Source organism: Oceanobacillus sp. FSL K6-2867 (assembly GCF_037963145.1).
Classification (GTDB): domain Bacteria; phylum Bacillota; class Bacilli; order Bacillales; family Amphibacillaceae; genus Oceanobacillus.
Map to the genome: position 1 here is coordinate 3,469,428 of NZ_CP150144.1, position 20,488 is coordinate 3,489,915.

Here is a 20,488-nt window from a genome sequence, read left to right on the forward strand (position 1 = left end):
TTAGAATAAGAAGGACTTATGTTATAATTATTTTAACTATATACAAAGTGAGGCGAAGCAAAATGAGTAATTCAATGGATCAGAAAAACAGTCAGCTTGGTCAAATTCTTACTGAAATGGGCCGTGTAATGGTTGCGTTTTCGGGTGGGGTGGACAGTTCATTTCTATTAAAGCGTGCCCAACAGGAATTAGGTGACAATGTGCTTGCGGTAGTAGTTGCATCTGAGCTTTTCCGTCAAGAGGAATTCGATGGAGCAGTAGAACTTGCTGAAAAAATGGGTGTACGTGTTCTAAAAACAGAAATGAAAGAATTAGATAATCCAGCAATTGTGGCAAATACGCCAGACAGCTGGTACCAAAGTAAAAAAATGCTTTACATGAAGCTAAACGATTTAGCTGAAGAACTAGGTTATCCATATGTATTGGATGGCATGATTATGGATGATATGGATGATTTTCGACCAGGCTTGAAAGCGAGAACAGAGGAAGGCGCACGTAGTGTCTTACAGGAAGCTGGTCTTTATAAAAATGAAATTCGGGAACTATCCAAGCAATTGGAAGTACCTGTATGGAATAAGCCAGCGTCTTGCAGTTTAGCATCCCGATTCCCGTACGGAACAGAAATTAATCGTCAAAAAATCAGCCAAGTAAATGAAGCAGAGCTTTTCTTAATTAAACTTGGATTTAATATGGTACGTGTACGTTTTCATGAAAATGTTGCTAGAATTGAAGTGACAGAAGATAAAATAGCAGATTTGCTAAGCCAGCGGGAACAAATACAATTAAAACTTAAATCATTAGGTTTTGATTATGTTTCTGTTGATTTAAAAGGCTATCGTACAGGAAGCATGAATGAAGTATTACCAAAAGAACAATTGGAAACTGAAGTAGGTTAAAAAAAGTAATAAGCCGTTCGTACCTTAACAGGTATGGACGGCTTTTTAATCGATTTAATTAACGGAAGCGATTTCAACGAATTTAGATATTTCTAATTTTTTTATGTTCTGATATAATGATTAGGAGTTAGTATCAGGTTCTAAATGGAGGTTATAAAATGAACAAAGAACATTTAATTGCACCAGATATGTATAATATTGTGATGGAAATAGAAAAATACGCTGACGAAGCAGATCGAAAGGCGATAGTATGGGAAGATGAACAGGGAAACAGAAAAGAAATTACATATCAAGCACTAATGCAAAATGCAAATAGAATTGGAAATGTTTTTCTTGAACAAGGGCTTAAGAAAGGCGATAAATTATTAGTTATGATGCCTCGAATAATTGAGACCTATGAAGTGTACCTTGCTGCATTAAAAATAGGAATTATTATTATCCCTTCTTCAGAAATGCTTCGCACGAAGGATTTACAATACCGGATTACACACGGGGAAGTAAGGGCTATTGTAAGTTATGCTGATTATGTCGGTCAGTTCAAGGATATAAAAGAATATCGCGAACTTATAAAATATTCTGTTGGAGATAAAGCAGAAGATTGGAAACTGCTTGATGAAATGAAGGAAAAGGCATCGGGTAAACTGGAGATGGCAGAAACTGCAAGGGATGACATTGCGTTTTTACCTTACACTTCTGGAACAACAGGTAACCCGAAGGCAGTTATGCATTCACATGGTTGGGGATATGCGCACATGCAAACAGCTCCGGCAAACTGGTTGAGTATACAAGATGGTGATACGGTTTGGGCGACTGCAGCTCCTGGCTGGCAGAAATGGGTTTGGAGTCCGTTTTTATCTGTACTCGGTTCTGGCGCTACAGGCTTTATCTATAATGGGAAATTTAATCCTAAAAAATACCTAAGCTTATTAGAAAGCAATAAAATTAATGTATTCTGCTGCACGCCCACAGAATACCGGCTTATGGCCAAATTGGATAACTTATCGGAATATAATCTTTCAGCATTGCATAGTGCGGTATCTGCTGGAGAACCATTGAACCGTGAAGTGATTGACAAATTTGATAAGTATTTTGGCGTAACTGTACGTGATGGATACGGACAAACAGAAAACACGCTGCTTCTTGGATTTTTAAAAGGAATGAAGGTAAAACCGGGATCGATGGGTAAACCTACACCAGGAAATAATGTTCAATTAATCGATGAGGATTGTAATCCAGTTTCTGTTGGAAAAGTTGGAGATATTGCCATTCCGCTTGATACTCCATCACTATTTAAAGCGTATTATAAAGATCCCGAGCGCACCAAAAAATCACAACGAGGCAATTTTTATATTACAGGAGACCAAGCGAAAATGGATGAGGAAGGTTATTTTTGGTTTGAGGGCAGAAACGATGATATTATCGTAAGCTCCGGTTATACAATCGGACCATTCGAGGTAGAGGATGCATTGACCAAACATCCGGCGGTAAAAGAATGTGCAGTAGTCGCAAGTCCGGATGAAATACGAGGTAATGTAGTAAAAGCATTTATTGTTCTGCAAGATCGCGAAAGTGCGAAAAACCCAGATTTGGTAAAAGAATTACAAAATCATGTGAAGCAGTCCACTGCACCATATAAATACCCAAGGAAAATCGAGTTTATTGAGGAACTTCCCAAAACTTCTTCCGGAAAAATTCGCCGGGTAGAATTGAGACAAATTGAAAAAGACAATGCATAAAAAAGATAAGACGGAGAGATGATCAATCTCTTCGTTTTGTTCATTTAAATGAATTTATCATGATAATATAGAAAAAGGGGTGTGGAAAAGTGAAAATAGTTGATACACATTGTGACGCGCTATTAAAGCTGCAGCTTTCGAAAAGAGGACAATTTGAAAATCAGTTATCTTTGGACTTTCGTACTGCTTCTGAATTACAAACGAATTTAGTGCGTTTAACTAAAGGAAATGTCATGCTCCAATTTTTTGCTATCTTTGTTCCACCACATGTTCCATCAGATGAAAAGTGGCAGCATGCATTGGAGCAAATTGATTTATTTCATACGGAGATTATCAATAAAAATCCACAAATGAAGCATATTAAAAAATGGAATGAACTCACTTCTCTGAAATCGGGAGAAATTGGTGCAGTCTTAACATTAGAAGGAGCAGACGTATTTGGCAATGATTTAATGAAGCTTCGGCAGCTATACCGCTTTGGTGTTCTATCTGTCGGGCTAACGTGGAATAATGCTAATCTTTGCGCAGATGGAGCAGAGGAGCCGCGTGGTGGCGGGTTAACCTTGCTCGGTAAAGAAGTCGTTCAATTAAATAATAATCATAGCGTGTTTACAGACGTTGCACATGCAACGGTGAACGGTTTTTGGGATATTATCGAGCATGCTGAATATCCAATTGCCAGTCATTGCAATGCAAGGGCAATTTGTGATCATCCTAGGAATTTGGATGATGACCAAATCAAAGCAATGATTACTAGCAACGGTCTTATACATGTTGTCTTTTATCCTCCCTTTATTCGTAAAGATAAAGAAGAAGCTCAAATAGATGATTTACTGAAACATATTGATCATATTTGCGCACTTGGTGGCGTACAGCATATTGGGTTTGGATCGGACTTTGATGGGATATCAAACTTTGTTGCAGGATTAGAGGATGCTGCCTTATATCCGGCTCTTATTGAAAAACTTTTGCATTATTATTCAGAGGATGAGGTTAAGGGTTTCAGTTATCAAAACTTCATAAATCACCATCTCGTTAAAGGTTCACATTAAGGTGAGTCAAAAGTTTTGAAATAAAAGATTAATTTCGTTATAGTAAATGAGTTAAACTACATAATCAAATAAGGAGAAAGCAGTATGAGAATTCAGAAGAAATCATATATTTTATTTTTGTTAGTTGGCTTAATAAGCACGTTACTCATTGCTTGTGCTAGCGAGCCTAATGATACAGATGAATCAGGCAAAGGAAACAAGGATGACCGTAATTCACAAGGCGGCGAATTAGTAGTTGCTAAGCAATCTGATGTGGTGTCACTTGATCCAGCTGCATCTAATGATACGCCATCCAGTGATGTACAGCGCAATATTTTTGAAACACTGGTAACGCAAGACGAAAATATGAAGATCAAACCATTGCTTGCTGAAAGCTGGGAGCAAATTGATGATACAACATGGGTGTTTAAGCTTCGCGAGGGTATCAAATTCCATGACGGTTCTGAATTTAACGCAGAGGCTGTGAAAGCGAATATCGATCGTACACTTGACCCGGAAGTTGGATCACCAAGAGCGATTATGTACAATATGATTACCGAAGTAGAGATAATCGATGATTATATCGTACAGTTTAAAACAGCGTACCCATTCGCGCCACTTCCAGCGCATCTTGCCCATCCAGGTGGGGTGATGATTTCCAAGGAACAAATTGAAGAAGACTATGCTGCGATGAAAAATGGAGAGAATCCTGGAACAGTGATTAGTGCAAACCCACAAGGAACAGGACCATTTGTATATGATGATTGGCAGCCAGGTCAATTTGTACGCTTGTTAAAAAATGAAGATTATTGGGGTGAGCCTGCAAAACTGGATTCGGTAACATTTAAAGTTGTTGCGGAAGATTTAACTCGTATCGCAGAACTTGAAACTGGTGATACGGATATTACAAATCCACTGAGTCCATCAGATGTCAGCCAAATCGAAGCAACAGATGGCTTATCTGTTCAACGTCAGGAAAGCTCTGCATTATCCTATTTAGGATTTAATATGGCAAAAGAACCATTTAATGATGTGCGTGTAAGACAAGCAATCTCAATGGCTATTGATAAAGAGCAAATTATTGAAGGAATTTATGATGGGATAGGTATACCTGCTAAAGGTCCAATCGCTCCGAATGTATTTGGTTATAATGAAGAGGTTGCTGGTCTCGATTTTAATGTGGAGGCAGCGAAAGAATTGCTGGCTGAAGCTGGTTTTGAGGATGGTTTTTCAACAACCATCTGGACAAATGATGATCGCGAGCGGATTGATACTGCTACAAATATTCAGGCACAGCTCAGTGAAATTGGAATTGATGCTGAGGTAGAAATCCTGGAATGGGGAGCAATGCTTGAGCAAACTGCTAATGGCGAGCATGATATGTTTGTCTTCGGCTGGACTACAGTAACTGGTGATGCAGATAATGGATTATATCCACTATTCCATTCAGAAAACCTGGGAAATGCCGGCAATCGCACATTTACCGAGGATGCAGAGCTTGATGAATTATTAGATCAGGCCCGCCAAACTGTAGATTCTAAGAAGCGATTAGAGCTCTACCGTCAAGTGCAGGAACTATTAGTTGAAATAGCACCAATGGTTTACATCCATCATCAGGAATATTTACTCGGTGTAAATGAAAACGTGAAAGGCCTGTCACAAATGCCGACCCAGCTTTTAAACTTGAAAGACGTATATGTAAAATAATGAGTAATCCCTTCTAAATTATCTATCTTAGGAGGGATTTATTGTTTTGACAGAAAAATGATGTCTTTTATTAAAAACTTCTTAACGTTGACACAAGTACCGAAAAATATAATACTATTACATGTGCTCTTTATTCAGAATAAATATTTTATTGATTTCATAATGCAGAAGAATAAATATGGAGCTGTTTACATATTTAAAAGGAGTTAAATGACGATGAAGCAACTATGGGAGAAAGTCTCATTAAAAGGCCAAGTGATGCTATTTACTAGTCTTATTGTCTTGTTACCGCTCCTTTTGCTGAGTGTGTTTGTCGCGCATAACCAAGCCAAAAACACAAAGGAGTATCTAGCCGAAAAGGTTCAAATCAGCGCTAGCCATATTGCTTATCATGCACTGATTCAAGATGCGCTTCTAAATGGAAAATCGAATCAGGAATTAGTTGATTATGTTGAGCTTGTTCGAGAGGAAAATAACTTTTTATACATTGTTGTAATGGATAATCAAAAAATTCGTTTCACCCATCCTGACCGGGAAAAAATTGGACAAACCTTTGTTGGGTCAGATGCTGAAGAAGTCTTTAATGGTGAAAAATATACATCAGAAGATATTGGCACTCTAGGTCCGTCCATGAGGGCTTTTCATCCAGTTTGGGATCAGGAAGGGAATCAAATTGGAGCTGTAGCTGTAGGGATTGCAACGAAGTCGATTAAAGAGGCTGTCTACGAAAACCAGATTATTTTGATGATAATTACTGCGATAAGCTTGATAATTGGTCTTATTGGCGCCTGGTTACTAGCAAACCGATTAAAGAGAACGTTAAATGGAATGGAGCCAAAAGAAATTGGTTTAGCTATCCAAGAAAGGAATTCTATGCTGGAGGCTGTTAATGATGGCATACTAGCGATCAATAATACAGGAGAGATTCTCCTAGCCAACGATACAGCCAGGCAATTTTTAAGGCGTACTGGTTACCATGGTCAATTCGAAAATACACCGATTGATCTCATTTGGCCTGAATTAAAACTTCAAGAAGCGATAACGGCAAAATCTCCTGTTAAGCATGAATTAATCAAAAAAGGGGATGTCGAAACAATTGTTACCAGAGTGCCCATGTATGTCAACAATCAATGTGTCGGTGCACTGGCAACCTTTAATGAAAGAAGCCAGCTTCATGATATAATGAGGGACCTTATCGGTGCAGAAGTATATGCACATAGCTTAAGGAGTGAAACACATGAATTTATGAATAAACTCCATATTATTCAAGCAATGGTGGAAACAGAATCCTATAATGAGTTAAAAGATTATATTGAAGATATTTCTGAGCGTTACCATATGAAAACAGCAAGTGCTGTAAGTCAAGTTGGACAGCTTGTGGAGGATGTGAGTATTGCTCACTACTTATCTAAAAGAATTGGTTGGATGGAACAAATGGGGGTTAACGTTCATATCCAAAGTGGAATACCTTGGCCAAGCATGAATACGGATTTCATTGATGCGTGGGTTACGGTGATCGGGAATACCTTTGATAATGCATGGGAAGCAATGCGGCATAAAGAGCATAAAAATCTGACACTCACCTTAAAGCAAGTCGGAGGCGTACTCCGTTACGTGATTGAAGACAATGGTATTGGTTTTTCTGCAAGTGAGCAAAAGTCTTTAGCAAGCTCGAAAAAAGGCGATCATGGTTATGGAATAGCCAATATCAAAAGGAAGCTTCAAGTACTTAATGGAACACTGGACATCTTATCAGAAAAAGATAAAGGAACTATTATTACGATTCACATTCCGTATACAGAAAGGCGTGAGAGAGTTGATTAAAGTTGCAATGATTGAAGATGATATAGATGTTAGTCGATTTCACCGTCTATTTTTAAATAAAATAGACGGGTTTGAGCTTATATTTGATGCACATACGCTCGAAGATGGATTGAAAAAGCTGAAGAAACATCAACCTGATTTACTCCTTCTTGATGTTTATATCGGCACGACGAATGGTCTCGACCTACTGAAAGAAATTCGAGCAGAGGGAATAGATTTGGATGTAATCCTAATTACTTCAGCCAACGATGCAAAAACTGTTCAAACCGGCCACCGTTTTGGTGTTGTCGATTATTTGATCAAACCATTCTCTTTTAAACGTTTTCAAAAAGCTTTAAATCGATACCGTTTAAACAAGCTAGATAAAAGTGAAGTTTTTTCACAGCAAGAAGTTGACCGACTATTCCATAAAGGAGGGCAAAATATAGTCTATACGCTGCCTAAAGGTATTACGAAAGAAACTGCCTTTCGTGTCATGCAATGGTTGATAGAAATAGATGACTGGCTTACCGCAACTGAGCTTGCTGAAAAATGTTCTATATCACACGTTTCTTTACGTAAATACCTGCGTTTTTTTGAGGAAGAAAAATTAATCGAAACACAATTAATTTACCAAGTTTTAGGTCGACCTTTACAAAAATATAAAGCTACAATGGATGCGCCTCTTTTTTTAGAAGCTGGTTTCATTTAATTAAATAAACTAGACGTAACCTCTAGTTTAATGAATAATGTAGTAAACGCTTTCAAAAAAAGAAAAAGAGGTGGATATGATGAAGCAAGACTTTGTCCTTGTTTGGAACAGAATGTGGCAGCAGCATAAGAAAACAAAAGATGCGCTTAATGTGTTTGCTTATACTAAAAAAGACAGCCAAGCCTTAAAAAAGGAGTCAGGTGATTATAAACAACTGAATCAAAAAGAGGCTAAACCGCATAAAGCAAATGAGAAAAAACCTTACTCAAAAGGTCAACAGGTCGGATTAATATTAGGACCAATGTTGTTTGTGCTAACACTAATTTTCTTCTATCCAGAAGGTCTATCAACAGAAGGAAGGTTTGTATTAGCTTCTACTTTATGGATTGCTACTTGGTGGATTACTGAAGCAATTCCGATTCCGGTGACGTCCTTAATGCCCCTTATTTTATTGCCACTGACAGGTAGTATGGAAGGTTCTGAGGTTGCTTCTGCTTACGGAAATGACATTATTTTCTTATTTTTAGGTGGTTTCTTTATTGCAACAGCCATGGAAAAATGGGATTTACATAGAAGAATCGCCCTGTTTATCATTGCTGTTATCGGAACGAGTACACAACGGATTTTACTCGGATTCATGTCTGCTACTGCCTTTTTATCGATGTGGGTTTCTAATACAGCGGCGGTAATGATGATGATTCCAATGGCTCTTGCAATAACTGCACAAGTAGCTGCTACACTCAAAGGTCAAAAAGATGGATCAGATTTGCCGAAATTTGAAAAGTCAATGCTCTTTGGAGTTGGTTATGCTGGGACGATTGGCGGCTTTGCGACCTTAATCGGGACACCTCCAACTATAATACTTGCCGGACAGGTGAGAGAACTCTTTGGTATCGAAATTTCCTTTGCATCATGGATGTTGTTTGCAGCACCACTCATGATTATAGTCCTGCTTAGTACTTGGTATTATTTAGCGAAAATTGCTTTTAAGATTAATCTTAAACACATACCGGGCGGAAAAGAACTAATCCAAGATGAGAGAAAGAAGCTTGGACAAATTTCCTATGAAGAAGGCGTTGTTTCAGCTGTCTTTGTTTTTGCCGCTTTTATGTGGATTTCAAAAGATTTTTTCTGGAGTGGAGAAGGTGCACTGATTTACCAATTGCCAGGAATTTCAGATGGGATGATTGCTATGATGGCAACTATTCTATTATTCTTAATCCCTGCGAAAGCGAGTCCGCGTGTACTCGAGTGGGCTGATTCGAAAGACATTCCTTGGGGTGTGTTGCTATTATTTGGTGGGGGGCTTGCAATTGCAGCAGGTTTCCAATCAAGTGGCTTATCCGGCTGGTTAGGGGAACAGCTTACAATACTTGATGGTCTCCATATCTTTTTCATTATTGCTGGTGCAACTATCTTAATTATGATGTTAACCGAAATTACATCTAATACTGCAACAGCCACTATGATCATGCCAATTTTAGGTGCTTTAGCTGTGGCAATTGATGTTCACCCGATTGCTTTAATGGCACCTTGTGCGATTGCGGCGAACTGTGCATTTATGCTGCCTGTTGGAACGCCTCCAAATGCGATTATATTTGGTACAGGGAAATTGAAAATCATTGAAATGGTAAAAACCGGATTCTCCTTAAATGTGTTTTCAACGTTGCTCATCGTTTTATTTGCATATTACATGTTACCACTTGTGTTTGGCATTGATTTGACATCCTTCCCAGAAGGATTATTAAAATAAAGTAATGATACTGGTTAATTTTGAAATGGGTAAAAATCCTTCTAAGACAGTAAAATCTTAGAAGGATTTCTTTATGTATTTAAATCAGTTTTAGAACTATATAAATACTGGCTATGCACTTTTTATAATTGATTCTATGTATATTTTCACTCAAAATAGCTGAAATTATAACTGCGTAATTTTAAATGAGTGGGTGCCTAGATGAAAAAGTTTATTTTGGCTGTCGTGCTTCTCCATGTAATTGCTTCAACAGCAAATATTCATGCAATCACTGCGGAAGAAATAGAGCGTGAGAATCATAATCAGGAATCATATCATAATTGGGTAGAGTATAGTACAGACACAACAGTACTTAAAGTAGATTCCCATGAGGGTTCATATATGAAAAACCTACTTAGATATTCATATGTGTGTGATATTTCCCATAAAATAAAAACAGTTGTTTATTACTGTGATGAGCATGATCATACGAAATCCGAAACATTTTTGGAAGAAGTAATACATAGTGAGGGGCATAGACATTGAACGGTATACTCGCCACTAAAAAAGCATGCCTATATTAAAATGGCATGCTTTTTCTAGTGATTACTGGTTTGTAAGCAAATGGTTTTGTCTTCCTCGATGTGAGTTCAGCAGCCTGTCGCCTTTTCGAAATAAATTATCTCTTAAGGTAGTTCCTTTATATTTAGTTTGGACGAGCCCTCTTTCCTGTAAAACTGGTACAACAAGATCGACAAAATCTATAAATGACCCTGGAGTAAGTGCATAAGCAATGTTAAATCCGTCTACACCGGCTTCGTTTATCCAGCGCTCCATCTCATCAGCAACCTGTTCAGGGGTGCCGATTGCAGTTGCACCCATCCCACCGATGCCGATGCTCTGGATAACATCTTCTACTGTGGAAGGTCGATCAGGATGAATTCTTGTGAAATTTTCCAGAGCCGAGCGAATCGAATCATTTTCAATATAACTGATTTTCTGGTCTTTTTCATATGTGGATAAATCGACACCAGTCCACCCGCCGAATAGCGCTAATGCACCTTCTGCACTTATATATTGTTGATAGTCATTGTATTTTTCTTTAGCCTCTGCCTCCGTTTTTCCAACAATTGGTACAAACATTGTCAGAATTTTAACTTCATCTTTTGACCTTCCTGCCTGCTCGATATCTTTGCGCAATTTATCTACGGTTGCTTTTGCTGTTTCAATCGTTGGAGCACCAATGAAAACAAGCTCTGCATTGTTTGCAGCAAATGCGCTCCCTTTTTTGGATGCACCAGCTTGGTAAAGAACAGGGGTGCGCTGTGGGGAAGGCTCACATAGGTGTGCACCAGGGACTTTGAAATATTTCCCAGTATGATTAATATTATGAACTTTATTTGGGTCTGTATAAATACGGTTTTCTTTATCAAGTTTTACCGCATCATCTTCCCAGCTTTCTTCCCAAAGCTTATAACACACTTCCAAATATTCATCAGCAATGTTATAGCGTTCATCATGATTAATCTGATCTTCCAATCCCATATTAATGGCAGCGCTTTTTAGGTAAGAGGTAACAATATTCCAGCCGATACGTCCATTTGTTAGATGGTCCAATGTACTGATTTTACGTGCAAACGTATATGGGTGCTCATGTGTAACAGAGGCAGTTATTCCAAAACCAAGATGCTTTGTAACTGCTGCCATATAAGGAACGATTAAAAATGGATCATTAACTGGAGATTGGACCCCATTTTTTACTGCAGCATCACGGGAATTGCCATATACATCATACGTTCCTAGGACGTCTGCGATAAATACCGCGTCGAATCGTCCTTTTTCTAATGTTTTTGCAAGATTAGTCCAATACTCACTATCCTTGTAACGATGGGATTGATCATCAGGGTGTGCCCATAATCCTGGTGATTGATGTCCAGGAGTATTCATATCAAAGGCGTTTAAAAAAATACGTTTAGCAGTCATATTAGTTCTCCTTTTATAATTTTTTAACAACCCTAGTACGTGACAGCTTCTCTTGCAGCTGAATTATTTATAAGCTGGATAAAGTAATAAAGCTGCTTCTTTGTTCGTTGCAAAATATCATCATCAATTATTGGAAGAGATTTCTGCTTATCAATTTGTCTGTCCAGCAGGTAAAGACCTTTTAAATTATGCGCTTTTAGTGTAGCGAGAACTGGCTTTAAGGTATATTCTACAGCGAGTAAATGGGAAGGACTTCCGCCTGTCATAAGCGGAAGTACTGGCTTATGCTTCAGAATGTCCTGCGGCAGTATGTCAATTAACGCTTTCAGCACACCGGAATACGCACCTTTATACACTGGAGATCCAACGATAAGTCCTTTGGCATTCTGGATTTTGGCTGCAATTTCTTTAACAGATGAACTATTGAAATTCCCTTGAAATAAATCTTCATATGGTACGTCTTTTACGGAAATGTGGGTTACTGAAAATTGCTCGCTTTCTAATAAAGCACCTAAATATTTGAGCACCTGTTCAGACCTCGAAAATTCAGATGGACTACCAGACAGGACAATAATTTCACTCATGTAAACATTCTCCTTTTGCTTTTTATTTGAACTATGCGAAACACCTGTAATATCGTACTTAAAAGAAACTGCGGATTATCTTCTCGATCGTTTTCTTCAAGTATGTGCAATAATTGCTGTCAAGGATTGCACATTAGTTTGCAGTTAATATTTAATTAGTACATACCAAATTTTTAATACGGCCAAAAAACCCCCTTTTCTTCTAAAAAGAGAAAAGAGGGTATACTACATCATTTATCAGCTCTTATCTCTCAAGAAAAAATCTCGCTGGAATTAGCACCTTTCTAATAATAATTAGGGGTTGCTGAAGCATCATAGGGCCAGTTCCCTCAGCTTCTCTTGATAAGAATTTTTAATTGTTGGATATATTCTAATATATCAAATCATATAAGTCAACTAAGAATTATAAGAATTAATTGATTGACATTTCGTAAGTTTTATATTATTATTCAACCAACAACTTTATTATTTGATTTATCTTATCACGAGAGGTGGAGGGACATGGCCCAAGGAAGCCTCGGCAACAGGTTCTTATAAGAATACTGTGCTAATTCCATCAAGCAGACTGCTTGAAAGATAAGAAAGAGCATACATAGATAACATGTAAAACCTCTATTCTTATCTTAGAATAGAGGTTTTTTTGCTGAACAGAGATAAGGGGGAGATGGAAAAATGAAATATGGATTTTGGTTACCGATTTTTGGCGGATGGCTAAGAAATGTAGAAGATGAAAACATGCCACCGACATATGGTTATGCCAAGGAAGTCATTCAGCATGCTGAAAAGTTAGGCTATGATACAACATTAATTGCTGAACTATATTTGAATGATATTAAAGGGATTGAAGCTGATTCAATTGAAGCATGGACGACAGCGGCCGCACTAGCAGCAGTTACCGATAAAATTGAAATTATGACCGCGGTCCGTCCAGTATTTCATAACCCGGCAGTAACGGCAAAAATGGCTGCAAACATTGACCGTATCAGCAATGGCCGTTTCACTTTAAATGTTGTCTCTGGCTGGTGGGAGGAAGAGGCAAAGCAATATGGCGGAGAATTTACAGAACATAATGATCGCTATAATCGTACAAGTGAGTTTTTAGAGGTTTTAAAAGGACTATGGACAACAGAAGACACATTTTCTTATGATGGAAAGTTTTATAACATTGCAAATACGAATTTATCACCAAAGCCAATTCAGCGGCCGAATCCTATTTTATATGCTGGTGGTGAGAGTGAAAAAGGAAAGCAGGTTATTACTTCCTATTGTGATGCATATGTGATGCATGGCGGTACAGTGGAAGAAGTTAAGACTAAAATTGAAGATATGAAGGAACGCAGAAAGAAGGCTGAAAAAGAAGCATTGCAATCATTTAGTATGGCTGCCTATGTCATTTGCAGAGATACGGAGGAAGAGGCACAGGAAGAATTAAAACGCATTACGACAGTTAAAGATGCAGCTGGTTATGCAGGAATGAAGGATTTTACTGCGAAGTCAGAGCTTGAACAACAGCTGAAATTGCAAGATTATTCAGTGTCAAACCGAGGCTTGCGACCAAACCTTGTTGGAACACCGGAACAAATTGCCAAGCGAATTTTAGCTTATGAAGAGGCTGGAGTAGATCAACTATTATTACAATGCTCGCCACAGCTTGAAGAGCTGGAGCGCTTTGCAAATCAAGTGATGCCAAAGGTTGAGGAAATACGAAAATCATTAACGAGTATTTAAGTTAGGGGAGAATAAAAATGAGTAAAATATATGTCATCCATGAAAATAATGAGTGGACTGAACATCTGCTGAAACGATTAGAAGAGCTTAATTTGCCTTTTGAAGATTGGTTGCTTGATAGCGGTAAGATTGATTTGAGCACAGCACCTCCAGAAGGGATTTTTTACAATCGAATGAGTGCTTCGTCACACACACGTGGAAATCGGTTTGCACCAGAATTAACGAATGCTGTTCTTGCATGGTTAGAGCATCATGGAAGAACAGTAATCAATGGAAGCCGTGCATTGCAGCTTGAAGTAAGCAAGGTTTTGCAATACCTTGAGCTTGAAAAGTATGGAGTTAAGACACCGAAAACAATTGCTGCTGTTGGAAGAGAGAATATTTTACAAGCAGCACAGGCATTTGAAGGGAAGAAATTTATAACGAAGCATAATCGTGCTGGAAAAGGACTGGGTGTTCAATTATTTAATTCTATAAGCGCACTGGAAAAATATGTGGATGGAGATACGTTTGAAGAGCCTGTTGATGGTGTTACATTACTTCAGGAGTATATCGAATCTCCTGAGTCCTATATTACACGATGTGAGTTTGTTAATGGGAAATTCCTTTATGCTGTGCGTGTGGATACATCGGAGGGCTTTGAATTATGTCCTGCAGATGCGTGTGCAATCGACGATCTTTTTTGTCCGGTTGGTGAGGAAAGTGAACAGCCGGCTAAATTTCAAGTTCGCGAAGGCTTTGATCATCCGGTACTAAAAAAATATGAACGTGTACTGGCAGCAAATAATATTCGTGTTGCAGGAATCGAATTTATTGAGGATAAGGATGGAAATATTTATACGTACGATATTAACACGAATACGAACTACAATAGTGATGCTGAAGCGAAAAGCGGCAAATACGGCATGCTGGAAGTAGCGAAGTTTTTAGGTGAAGAATTGGAGAAATTGGGAGAACCTGTCCGTAGTTAACCGTAGAAGAAATTAGGTTGAGTATTAGGATTGAGATTCAAGCGAAAATTTTATATCAACCATGGCTTATTAATGTGCAAAACCCAGTAAGCTAAATGCTTGGATAATAGTCTAGTGAAGGAATTAGTAATTTAATAGACCCCTTCTTAATGGAAGTGGGTCTGTTGTTGAGACGAAAACTTAGGGGAGTCTTATCATTTAAACCGAGTTTTTACATATGATTTATATGTTATTGGTTAAACATTTGCATAACAGTGGATTTTTAATAAAAGGAGTTAGGGATAATGTCAAATGAGTCATATGATCATCTTAAATTTAATACAATTGCCCAGCATGGAGGACAGTCGATTGATACACATTCAAAAGCAAGAGCAGTACCAATTTACCAAACAACATCCTATGGGTTTGAAAATATAGATCATGCTGCATCTCTTTTTCAAATGCAAGAGGAAGGATATATCTACTCGCGTAACGCCAATCCAACAAATCGTGTTTTAGAAAAGCGGATGGCAGAGCTAGAGGGAGGTGCAGATGCATTCGCCGTTTCATCTGGGCAATCTGCTATAACGATCGCGTTATTGACTCTGGCAAAGATAGGTGATGAAATCATTACGACAAATGCGTTGTACGGCGGAACGTATACACTATTTGCCGAGACATTTAAGCGCTTTGGTGTAACTGTTCGATTCGTAGATGGAAGAAATTTATCAGAAGTAACCAAGGCAATTAATGAAAAAACGAAGGCGATTTACACAGAAACAATCGGAAATCCTGGATTACAAATTGCTGATATTAAAGCTGTAAGCAAAGTGGCTCATGACCATGGATTACCATTAATAGTTGATTCTACCTTTACGACTCCATATCTTCAACAACCAATAGCATTTGGTGCAGATATTGTTGTTCATTCAACAACGAAATTTATTGGTGGTCATGGGACATCGATTGGTGGAATTATTGTAGACGCTGGAAAGTTTGACTGGGCTAATGGACGTTTTCCAGAATTCACAATACCTGTACCAGCTCTAAATCATCGGTCTTACCTTGAATTAAATACTGAAAGTGCATTTATTGCGAAAGCAAGATTTGATCTTGGGCAAAATTTAGGTATGAGTTTATCGCCATTTAATGGTTGGCTATTTATTCAAGGACTTGAATCACTACCACTCCGAATGAAACAGCATGTCGAAAATGCAAAGCAGATTGCTGGTTTCTTAGATGAGCATGAATTAGTAACATGGGTAAACTATCCAGGTTTAGTAGGGAATGAGCAGTATGAACTGGCTAATACTTATCTGCCAAGGGGAGCAGGATCAATCTTTACGTTTGGGGTGAAAGGTGGACTGGAAGCGGCAAAAACATTTATTCAATCGGTTAAGCTTCTATCTCATGTTGCAAATGTTGGGGATTCTAAATCGCTTGTTATCCATCCTGCAAGTACGACTCATTCTAGATTATCTTCAGATGAACAACGTATTACTGGGGTTACGCCAGAGCAAATTCGAATCTCTGTAGGATTGGAAGACGTTCAGGATATCAAAGCTGATATTCATCAGGCTTTGGTTGCTAGTAGAGAGGCTAAATTAACAGAGCAAAGCTAATTTAATCTTGTTTAAAAGTGCAAAGGGAAGAAAGTAAATGATTAGAAAAGGAGAGGAAGCAAGCATTTGGCAGCAATCAAAACAGAGGTTTTAGAAAGTATTGATTTGAACAAGTCAACTGCGTTTACAAAAACATAGAATGCCAAGGGAAACTTTGAGTAGATAACGTATTATTCGTGGTACTCATGAATTAATTTGGATACAAAAAGGGCTCCATGAAATTTTTTTAATTTACGAGGAGCCTTGTGTATAAATTGTCGTATGTTCAAATCTCTATGTCTGAAAAATAAGTAACTAGTTGTCTGATTAGCTTCTAAAAACTGAAATTGTATTAATTCTTCTTATCAATCTTTAACAACTGCATCCGATTGTTAAACAAACTTGGGTAGGATAAAAATCCAAGCATAGCACTTGTTACAATGGCTGTAGTTAAAAGCAGAAAAAGAATAAGCAATTGAAATTGCACTGCTTGTACAGGATCTGCGCCAGCAATAATTTGTCCACTCATCATTCCAGGGAGCTGAACAAGTCCAATTGTTTTCTGGCTTTCAATGGTCGGTATGGTACTAGCTTGAATGGAAGTAATGAGTTGTTTATGAATGGCTTGTTTCGGTGTTCCGCCAAGGGATAGTATTAACTCTGCTTTATCTTGATGTGTTTCAATTTCATTCGTAAATCGATTAAGAAACAAAATGGAAAGCACCATTGAATTTCCAATCATCATGCCACTAACAGGGATAATATATTGAGCTGTTGGAGGTATAATATGAAAGCCAAGTAAAATACTTAATATTAATATTTCGATAAAAACATATGTTGCAACGAGCTTCCATGTAATTCCTTTTATTGTTACACCTTTTTTTCTTGCATTATGTGTAGCAGCAAAAACCATTAACATAATCATAAGTATAATGAAAATCATACTTTTTGAGTTAAATACGAATTGCAAAACATATCCCACTGCCAACAATTGAATCGTTGAGCGAATAACTGCAATAACGGTATCCTTTTCTAATCCTAGCTTAAGCGTTTTTGATAATAAAATAGGTATGAAGACGAAAATAAGGGCCAGTGATAATGTCAAATAGCTCATTCAGTAATCCCCTTTACAAATTGTTTTACTCTTTCATCATTAGGGTTATACAAAAAGCTGCTTTCTCCAGTTTCAATAACTTCTCCATTCATCATCACCCAGGTATATTCTCCAACTGATAAAGCCTGCTGTAAATTATGTGTAATCCATATAATTGTTGTATGATATTTTTTGTTTATTTTTACAATCAGTTCCTCGATATCCTGTTGGGAGACACGGTCTAGTGAAGAAGTAATTTCATCAAGCAATAAAACCTTTGGTCGATTGACAAGTGTCCTGGCTATGGAAACTTTTTGCCGCTGTCCACCAGATAAATCTTTGACATTTCGATGCAAAAATTCCTCGCTTAATTGAACATCACGCAATAATTCCTTTGCTGTTTCCTCGTTTAATTGTTTATCTTGTAATGTTAAGGGTAAGGATAGGTTTGAAAAAACTGTCCCATTTATCATGGTGGCACTTTGTAATGCTAATCCGATATTGCGACGTAATGTGGTTGGTTCATAATCTGTAATCAGTTTATTCTTAATATAAATTTCTCCGGATTGAGGAGAAATAAGACCATTGCATAATCTAAATAATGTTGTCTTTCCAGCACCGGAGGGTCCAACCAATGTTGTTATTTTCCCTTCAGGAAAGGAGCCGGTAATATCCTTTAAGATATGTACGTCTCTATCAGAATAATTCACTTGGTTTAACTGAATCACTGCATTATTGCCTACTGTCATTGTGCTCCACCTTTTACTTATTATATGTCATTTGTTAAAGATAACGATACTATTGTGACTATCCTTATTATCGTTTATTTTTAATAAGGATGCTAAAAATATGCACCAGCTGAATAAGCTAACTAAAAAAGGCATGCTCCAGTGCATGCCTTTTGCAATCTTATAATTTTTGACCATAGTAACGATCTAATGAAAACCCGCGTCCTAATATTTCTGATGCATTTATAAAAATAACAAAGGTTGTAGGTGCTTCTTTTTGCAGCAATTTTTTTAACTGTACGGCCTCTTGTTGTTCAGTTACACAGAGAATCATTGTCTTATCAAGATTAGAATAACCGCCGACAGACCGAACTTTTGTTAGACCGCGGTCTATACCCTCGTGGATAAGGGTTTGAATTTTTTCCTCTTCATCGGTGATTATTAAAAGTAATTTTGTAGCTGATGTTCGCAATTGGACAAAATCAATTGCTTTTCCGCTAATGTAGATTGCTAAAAGAGCAAATAATGTAAGCTCTAAGCTGAAAACAATAATGGAAGCAGTTACCACAAGCCCGTCCACGATAAATTGTGAATAGCCGCTCGATATCCCGGTGAATTTCTTAACGATTTGGGCGATTGCAGCTGTTCCGCCAGTTGAGCCATTTCCTTTATAAACAATTCCTAAACCAACTCCAAGTAAGATGCCACCATAAAGAGCCCCTAGCAGTGGATTTGTAATTTCAATCGGAATATCCGCTGAGAGATAAATAATCAATGGAACCCAAAATGTCCCTAGCAGTGTTTTGAAGCTAAAGTCTTTACCTAAGGCAAACCAGCCAATAAAGAAAATTGGTATGTTAATAACTAGTTGTACAAGTGCTGGACTGATTGCATATATTTCAAATAGAATGGTGCTAACCCCTGATATGCCGCCTGCCGCAAGCTTTGCTGGAAGAAAAAATATGTTGTAAGAAAGTCCCACAAGTGTGGCGCCAAAGATAATATAGATATATTCCATAACTGATTTATTCTGTGTTAATCTTTTCATTTGTTTATTTCCTTTCCATTTCAACCTAACCTTATTCACTTTATCATTTGGGAGCATTTGAGTAAATAGCATAACTGGGCGTTGGTCAAAAAGGAAGGATAAATATAAAACACGGATTCAGCTTGAATCCGTGTAAATAAACATGCTATACAGTTGCAGTTACTTTTTCTTTTTCAGTAATTTTTGCCGCAACCTTCTCTGTAAATTCCTTGCCTATTTTCGGTACGACAGTTTTTAAAACGGGATTAACCATTGTTCCCATCATGCCTTTAACCGTTATATTTAAGCTCCCGGTTATTTGTGTTTTGGTATGTGATAATGGGATCGCTTTAAAATATCCACTACCTGCCCAGCTTTCACTTGAACCACTTAATTGAAAAGTAATATGGGATGGTTCTGTCCATTCGGTTATATGGACCTTTACATTTACATCTCTTTGCATCACTCCAATATCGCCGTGTAATTTCCAGGTTGAATGGCGGTCATTAATAATTTCATGTCCCGTGTATCCTGGAACAAGTGGTGCCCAGTTATTCATATCGCTGACAAAATCCCATATTCTTTTAATCGGCATATCAAGTTCGACATGATGGATGCTTTGCGCCATGCATGCTAACCTCCTTTATTTATGTAATGAATACATGCAAATTTAATATATGATGCAGTTCTGCTTTTTAGAATAAGTAGTATAGAAATAAGCTTAATTCTTCATAATAAAAGGGAACAGACTAATACTGTTCAACTACACCGAGGGGTGATTGATGATGGCTCGTAACAACAGAAATCAATTGTTAGTGCCTGGTGCGGATAATGCAGTGGACAACATGAAGGAAGAAATTGCAAATGAGCTCAATGTAGAACTTGGAGCTGATACAACTGCACGTGAAAACGGTTCGGTGGGTGGCGAAATGGTCAAACGAATGATCAAAATCGCTGAAGAAAGCATGGTAAATAAAAATAATTAATTAGCAGCAGTTTAGGATACTTCTGTTATGTAAGGAGTATCCTTTTTTAAAGATGAGGATAGGAATAAAAACGGGAGTGGGGCGGCTAGCGACTATGCACTGTATCCTGTAATTGTTCAGATTGCCGAACATTCTTGCTTAGGATATTTACCTAATGCCAATTGGCAAGTCTTCTATAGTGTGTCATAAGA

At 37.7% G+C, this 20,488-nt stretch carries 18 protein-coding genes and 2 riboswitches; of the genes, 12 read left to right on the plus strand and 6 right to left on the minus strand.

The window, feature by feature from the left end:
• Positions 1-62 precede the first annotated feature (62 nt).
• From larE to NSQ77_RS16780, 8 genes are all read left to right on the plus strand, one after another.
• Complete coding sequence (larE, locus tag NSQ77_RS16745; RefSeq protein WP_339227185.1) at positions 63-896, plus strand: ATP-dependent sacrificial sulfur transferase LarE; 834 nt, start codon at positions 63-65, stop codon at positions 894-896.
• Positions 897-1,054: 158 nt separating this feature from the next.
• Positions 1,055-2,632: an AMP-binding protein gene (locus NSQ77_RS16750; RefSeq protein ID WP_339227186.1), complete on the plus strand. Its 1,578-nt coding sequence runs from the start codon at positions 1,055-1,057 to the stop codon at positions 2,630-2,632.
• An 89-nt stretch (positions 2,633-2,721) separates the two neighbouring features.
• Positions 2,722-3,684, plus strand: coding sequence for a dipeptidase (locus tag NSQ77_RS16755; protein WP_339227187.1), 963 nt, complete (start codon positions 2,722-2,724; stop codon positions 3,682-3,684).
• A gap of 84 nt (positions 3,685-3,768) precedes the next feature.
• Complete coding sequence (locus tag NSQ77_RS16760; protein WP_339227188.1) at positions 3,769-5,370, plus strand: glutathione ABC transporter substrate-binding protein; 1,602 nt, start codon at positions 3,769-3,771, stop codon at positions 5,368-5,370.
• A gap of 216 nt (positions 5,371-5,586) precedes the next feature.
• The gene (locus NSQ77_RS16765; RefSeq protein WP_339227189.1) at positions 5,587-7,194 is read left to right on the plus strand and encodes an ATP-binding protein; all 1,608 of its coding nucleotides are present in this window, start codon (positions 5,587-5,589) and stop codon (positions 7,192-7,194) included.
• On the plus strand, positions 7,178-7,885 hold the full coding sequence (locus NSQ77_RS16770) for a response regulator (protein ID WP_339227190.1): 708 nt from the start codon (positions 7,178-7,180) through the stop codon (positions 7,883-7,885). Before NSQ77_RS16765 ends, NSQ77_RS16770 begins: the two co-directional genes overlap by 17 nt.
• Before the next feature lie 79 nt (positions 7,886-7,964).
• Positions 7,965-9,638: an SLC13 family permease gene (locus tag NSQ77_RS16775; protein ID WP_339227191.1), complete on the plus strand. Its 1,674-nt coding sequence runs from the start codon at positions 7,965-7,967 to the stop codon at positions 9,636-9,638.
• 201 nt (positions 9,639-9,839) lie between these two features.
• A complete protein-coding gene (locus NSQ77_RS16780; protein ID WP_339227192.1) occupies positions 9,840-10,163 on the plus strand; it encodes a hypothetical protein in 324 nt (107 codons plus the stop codon).
• A 60-nt stretch (positions 10,164-10,223) separates the two neighbouring features.
• Here the strand turns inward: NSQ77_RS16780 and NSQ77_RS16785 are convergent, their stop codons facing one another.
• Positions 10,224-11,600 carry an LLM class flavin-dependent oxidoreductase gene (locus NSQ77_RS16785; protein ID WP_339227193.1) on the minus strand — a complete coding sequence of 459 codons (1,377 nt, stop codon included), beginning with the start codon at positions 11,598-11,600 and terminating at the stop codon, positions 10,224-10,226.
• A gap of 32 nt (positions 11,601-11,632) precedes the next feature.
• Positions 11,633-12,184 carry an NADPH-dependent FMN reductase gene (gene ssuE, locus NSQ77_RS16790; RefSeq protein WP_339227194.1) on the minus strand — a complete coding sequence of 184 codons (552 nt, stop codon included), beginning with the start codon at positions 12,182-12,184 and terminating at the stop codon, positions 11,633-11,635.
• Between the two features lie 241 nt (positions 12,185-12,425).
• Positions 12,426-12,533, minus strand: a riboswitch (SAM riboswitch).
• A gap of 127 nt (positions 12,534-12,660) precedes the next feature.
• Positions 12,661-12,767, plus strand: a riboswitch (SAM riboswitch).
• Positions 12,768-12,856: 89 nt separating this feature from the next.
• Between ssuE and NSQ77_RS16795 the strand changes: the two genes are divergently transcribed.
• From NSQ77_RS16795 to NSQ77_RS16805, 3 genes are all read left to right on the plus strand, one after another.
• Complete coding sequence (locus tag NSQ77_RS16795; protein ID WP_339227195.1) at positions 12,857-13,912, plus strand: LLM class flavin-dependent oxidoreductase; 1,056 nt, start codon at positions 12,857-12,859, stop codon at positions 13,910-13,912.
• Between the two features lie 17 nt (positions 13,913-13,929).
• Positions 13,930-14,883, plus strand: a complete 954-nt coding sequence (locus NSQ77_RS16800; RefSeq protein ID WP_339227197.1) for an alpha-L-glutamate ligase — start codon at positions 13,930-13,932, stop codon at positions 14,881-14,883.
• A 284-nt stretch (positions 14,884-15,167) separates the two neighbouring features.
• Positions 15,168-16,484 (plus strand): O-acetylhomoserine aminocarboxypropyltransferase/cysteine synthase family protein, encoded by a 1,317-nt coding sequence (locus tag NSQ77_RS16805; RefSeq protein WP_339227198.1) that lies wholly within the window; start codon positions 15,168-15,170, stop codon positions 16,482-16,484.
• 331 nt (positions 16,485-16,815) lie between these two features.
• Here NSQ77_RS16805 and fetB read toward each other — a convergent pair whose 3' ends face one another.
• The 4 genes from fetB to NSQ77_RS16825 all read right to left on the minus strand — a co-directional run bounded on the left by fetB (position 16,816) and on the right by NSQ77_RS16825 (position 19,939).
• The gene (gene fetB / locus NSQ77_RS16810; RefSeq protein ID WP_339227199.1) at positions 16,816-17,577 is read right to left on the minus strand and encodes an iron export ABC transporter permease subunit FetB; all 762 of its coding nucleotides are present in this window, start codon (positions 17,575-17,577) and stop codon (positions 16,816-16,818) included.
• Positions 17,574-18,305, minus strand: coding sequence for a phosphate ABC transporter ATP-binding protein (locus NSQ77_RS16815; protein ID WP_339227200.1), 732 nt, complete (start codon positions 18,303-18,305; stop codon positions 17,574-17,576). Before NSQ77_RS16815 ends, fetB begins: the two co-directional genes overlap by 4 nt.
• Positions 18,306-18,465: 160 nt before the next feature.
• The gene (locus NSQ77_RS16820; protein ID WP_339227201.1) at positions 18,466-19,332 is read right to left on the minus strand and encodes a YitT family protein; all 867 of its coding nucleotides are present in this window, start codon (positions 19,330-19,332) and stop codon (positions 18,466-18,468) included.
• A gap of 145 nt (positions 19,333-19,477) precedes the next feature.
• Positions 19,478-19,939 carry an SRPBCC family protein gene (locus tag NSQ77_RS16825; RefSeq protein WP_339227202.1) on the minus strand — a complete coding sequence of 154 codons (462 nt, stop codon included), beginning with the start codon at positions 19,937-19,939 and terminating at the stop codon, positions 19,478-19,480.
• 157 nt (positions 19,940-20,096) lie between these two features.
• Here NSQ77_RS16825 and NSQ77_RS16830 point away from each other — a divergent pair, with 157 nt between their 5' ends.
• The gene (locus NSQ77_RS16830) at positions 20,097-20,297 is read left to right on the plus strand and encodes an alpha/beta-type small acid-soluble spore protein (protein WP_339227203.1); all 201 of its coding nucleotides are present in this window, start codon (positions 20,097-20,099) and stop codon (positions 20,295-20,297) included.
• Positions 20,298-20,488: the final 191 nt, after the last annotated feature.

Bases quoted from the DNA above. Each gene is read 5' to 3' on its own strand.
- NSQ77_RS16775 (WP_339227191.1), top strand. From the start codon at position 7,965: ATGAAGCAAGACTTTGTCCTTGTTTGGAACAGAATGTGGCAGCAGCAT.
- larE (WP_339227185.1), top strand. From the start codon at position 63: ATGAGTAATTCAATGGATCAGAAAAACAGTCAGCTTGGTCAAATTCTT.
- NSQ77_RS16785 (WP_339227193.1), bottom strand. From the start codon at position 11,600: ATGACTGCTAAACGTATTTTTTTAAACGCCTTTGATATGAATACTCCT.
- NSQ77_RS16800 (WP_339227197.1), top strand. From the start codon at position 13,930: ATGAGTAAAATATATGTCATCCATGAAAATAATGAGTGGACTGAACAT.
- NSQ77_RS16780 (WP_339227192.1), top strand. From the start codon at position 9,840: ATGAAAAAGTTTATTTTGGCTGTCGTGCTTCTCCATGTAATTGCTTCA.
- NSQ77_RS16830 (WP_339227203.1), top strand. From the start codon at position 20,097: ATGGCTCGTAACAACAGAAATCAATTGTTAGTGCCTGGTGCGGATAAT.
- NSQ77_RS16765 (WP_339227189.1), top strand. From the start codon at position 5,587: ATGAAGCAACTATGGGAGAAAGTCTCATTAAAAGGCCAAGTGATGCTA.
- NSQ77_RS16750 (WP_339227186.1), top strand. From the start codon at position 1,055: ATGAACAAAGAACATTTAATTGCACCAGATATGTATAATATTGTGATG.
- NSQ77_RS16815 (WP_339227200.1), bottom strand. From the start codon at position 18,305: ATGACAGTAGGCAATAATGCAGTGATTCAGTTAAACCAAGTGAATTAT.
- NSQ77_RS16825 (WP_339227202.1), bottom strand. From the start codon at position 19,939: ATGGCGCAAAGCATCCATCATGTCGAACTTGATATGCCGATTAAAAGA.
- NSQ77_RS16805 (WP_339227198.1), top strand. From the start codon at position 15,168: ATGTCAAATGAGTCATATGATCATCTTAAATTTAATACAATTGCCCAG.
- fetB (WP_339227199.1), bottom strand. From the start codon at position 17,577: ATGAGCTATTTGACATTATCACTGGCCCTTATTTTCGTCTTCATACCT.
- NSQ77_RS16795 (WP_339227195.1), top strand. From the start codon at position 12,857: ATGAAATATGGATTTTGGTTACCGATTTTTGGCGGATGGCTAAGAAAT.
- NSQ77_RS16760 (WP_339227188.1), top strand. From the start codon at position 3,769: ATGAGAATTCAGAAGAAATCATATATTTTATTTTTGTTAGTTGGCTTA.
- NSQ77_RS16820 (WP_339227201.1), bottom strand. From the start codon at position 19,332: ATGAAAAGATTAACACAGAATAAATCAGTTATGGAATATATCTATATT.
- ssuE (WP_339227194.1), bottom strand. From the start codon at position 12,184: ATGAGTGAAATTATTGTCCTGTCTGGTAGTCCATCTGAATTTTCGAGG.